Annotated in this window: 2 protein-coding genes; both read left to right on the top strand. The window is 34.8% G+C overall.

Annotation, left to right across the window (positions count from 1 at the left end; translation table 11 throughout):
- Window positions 1–90: 90 nt before the first annotated feature.
- Window positions 91–969 carry an exosortase-dependent surface protein XDP1 gene (xdp1, locus tag H4J50_RS18650; protein WP_182257660.1) on the top strand — a complete coding sequence of 293 codons (879 nt, stop codon included), beginning with the start codon at window positions 91–93 and terminating at the stop codon, window positions 967–969.
- Window positions 970–1,137: 168 nt separating this feature from the next.
- Window positions 1,138–3,168: tetratricopeptide repeat protein (locus H4J50_RS18645; RefSeq protein WP_182257659.1), on the top strand; the 2,031-nt coding region annotated here is incomplete at its 3' end.

Raw genomic sequence — 3,168 nt, 5'->3', positions numbered from 1 at the left:
ATTTGCTTATAAGTACAATATATAATTTTATCTCTATGTTAGGTTTAAATAAATCTAAATAGTAGTCTTAGTAAGGTAAATGGAGTTTATATGTTAAATAACATAAAAAATATAAGTTTGATCGCTGCGTTATTAGTATCATCGTCAGCTATGGCAAGTGTAACAACTACATCAGGTCATTTTGGTGGCGTTTCTGATACTGGTAACAACTTCAATCAATTTGAAGTTAATTTCGGTGGCGTCGATGTTAAAGTTTCTGGTTGGTCAGATACTGCTGGTAATACTGCTTCAAACTCAGAAGACTTCGACCCAACAATTGAGCGTGCGGTAGACTTTGATAAAAATGGTTATGGCTGGTCAATAGAAAATACTGATGAGATGAACTCAGGTAACTGTGGTTATTCTCATTCTGCAGATAACCTTGGAGCTGACTGTAACTACCAAGATTATGATTTCTTTCTTTTAGAGTTTTCAGAAGTAGTAACACTTAACAGTGCAACTTACAGCTGGAGATATAGAGACAATAATGGAAGATCTTACACAGAAACTAAATCAGAAGCAACCGCGTCTAACCAAGTTAGTGTAGCTGCATTACGCTCAGGTTCACTTGATCAAAGTACTTGGCAAGATGTTAAAGACAATCAGACAATCGCTTCAAACTGGTCTCAAATGCGTTATTCTGGCACTGATAAGCAAGCTTACTATACTAACTTTGGTCAAACAGGTAGTGGTAACGCTTCAAACTTAGCGAATACAAGCTCAAATTTCTGGTTGATTGGTGCATTAAATGCCGCAGTATTTGGTGGTAATACAAGTTGGGAAGGTGATGACGGCATGAAGTTAGCTGGCATTACTTTTACTACAAGTTCACAATCTCCAGCAACCAGCGTACCTGAGCCGAGCTCAATTGCTTTGTTTGGTTTAGCTATTGCAGGCTTATTTGCCTCTAGTCGTAAGAAGCTAAAGTAATAAATATTTCTTAATAAAAAAGATGGCTAAGCCATCTTTTTTTATGCCCTAAGCTTTCTAATGACTCTTCTTATGACATTAATTTAACTTATTATTCCTTTTAGAATAGGCTAGATTAAGCAATAATTACTTATGTTAGTTTATTCACTCTTTATATTTTGGATTGCCATGCGATTATTTTTATTCAGTATTTTTCTAATCAGCTCTATTACAGCTGCTGCCAACAACTTTGAAAAAGCACTCACCGCTTATAATAGTAATCAAATTGAAGAAGCTTATATTCATTTAAAGAACGTTATGCAAGACGAACCTGAAAACCTTTCAGCTAAAGTATTAATGGGCAAAGTATTAATGCATAAACAATATTTTGGTGACGGCATCGCGATACTCGATGAAGCATTAATTGAAGGCGCTGATATTAACTTATTCTTAAATGAGTTAGGCAGTGCCTTGATTATCGCTCGAGAGTATCAACAAGTTATTGATTTAGGGAAAGGTAAATCGTTAAATACCGAAAATAAACTTACATGGTATCTGTTGTCGGCTAACGCTTATCGTGCGCTAGACAACATAGAGGAGACTCGTAAATATTTTAATCTTGCGCTAAGCCTAGCACCAACAAATGATCGAGCGCTGGGTTCTCTCGCCGCATTTGAATTAAACCAACAAAATTACAGCACAGCAGAAAAATTAATTGATCAAGTCATTACTTTATATCCTGAACAAAGCAGAATTTGGCATCTTAAAGGTCAGCTATACATAAGTAAAAAAGATAATAAAAGTGCTTTAAATGCTTTCGAAACTGCCTATAACATTGATAATAACGACCCTATTGTGCAGCGCTCACTCGCTAATGCCTATACTAATGTTGGCAAGTTTGAAGAAGCACTCTTATTGGTTAATAAAATTTTGATTAATACACCTGATGATCCTATGGCAAAATTACTACAAAGCGAACTCTTAGCCAATACAGCTAAGTTTGAAGAAGCTAAAGCCGTGCTTATAGACATCAGCCAAAAATTATCCTTATATACCGACGAGCAAAAAAGTACTAACGCCTCACTTACCTATGTTGCTGGTGCTGCGGCATATTTACAAAATGACTTTGAAGTGGCTCAAAAAGAACTACTCGCCTATTTAAGAGATGTACCACAAGACTTTGCCGCTATAAAAATGTTAGTTGACATATATTTACGCCAAAACCAACAAGATAAAGCCTTAGATTTACTTGAAGCGAAAGAAAAACTGATTGTTAACAACTTACCGTTAGCAACAAAACTAATAGATTTATATTTAAACAATCAAAAAATTTATAAAGCTGAGCGATTAATAACAACCTTAGAAGACGAATTTAAAAACAGCCAGGCGTTAATATTTGCGAAAGTGAATTACTTATCAAAAATAGAGCAATTTGATAACGCAATTACCTTACTTGACCAACATCAACCAAAAGAATTTAATGGTATATTTTTGCTTACTAAGGGTCTTGTCTACCGTGCCAATAAAAAAATAGCAGAAGCAAATGAAATTGCCGACACTCTCTTAGAAGCACAACCATTAAATTCCGATTTTTTAACCTTTAAAGGTGTGTTGTTGTTACAACAGCAGCAATGGAACCCCGCGGTTAAAACATTTGAGCAAGTTTTATCTATTAAACCTGGAGACTTTAACAGCCTTTTTAATATTGCTAACGCTAAAGCGGCATTAGGTGAATTTGAGGATGCTAAAGTTATAACAACAAAACTTTTAGAAACACAGTCAGCATTTGCTCCCTTAATTATTTTAGACGCCAAGCTAGATCGAGACATGGACAATACCGCCCTTGCTCTTGAGAAACTGACAAAATTAACCAGTGCTAGTAAAACTAACATCAAAGCCTCTGAGGTTTTAGTCGATATCTATATGCAACAAGGTGACTATGAATCAGCACTAAACGAATTAGACAACCTCAATAAGTTAGTGTTTTTAAACCCTGAATATATAAAGCAAAGAATTGAAATCTATTTAGCTATTAAAGATACAAAGCAAGCTATAAAGCAAATTGAAATACTTGAAGGAATAGTAGAAGGTCCAAGAGCATTTTATGAACTAAGCCAATTATATTCCAAGACTAATGAGCCTTTAAAAGCGCAAGCAGTATTAAAAAGAGCACTTATATTAGCCCCTGAAAACTTATTGATACAATTACAGTTAATTAAG

This window comes from Colwellia sp. 6M3, assembly GCF_014077595.1.
Lineage (GTDB): Bacteria > Pseudomonadota > Gammaproteobacteria > Enterobacterales > Alteromonadaceae > Cognaticolwellia.
This window is presented reverse-complemented; position numbering and strand designations above follow the sequence as displayed.

Excerpts from the sequence above, each read along its gene's own strand:
- xdp1 (WP_182257660.1), top strand. The coding sequence starts at position 91 with ATGTTAAATAACATAAAAAATATAAGTTTGATCGCTGCGTTATTAGTA.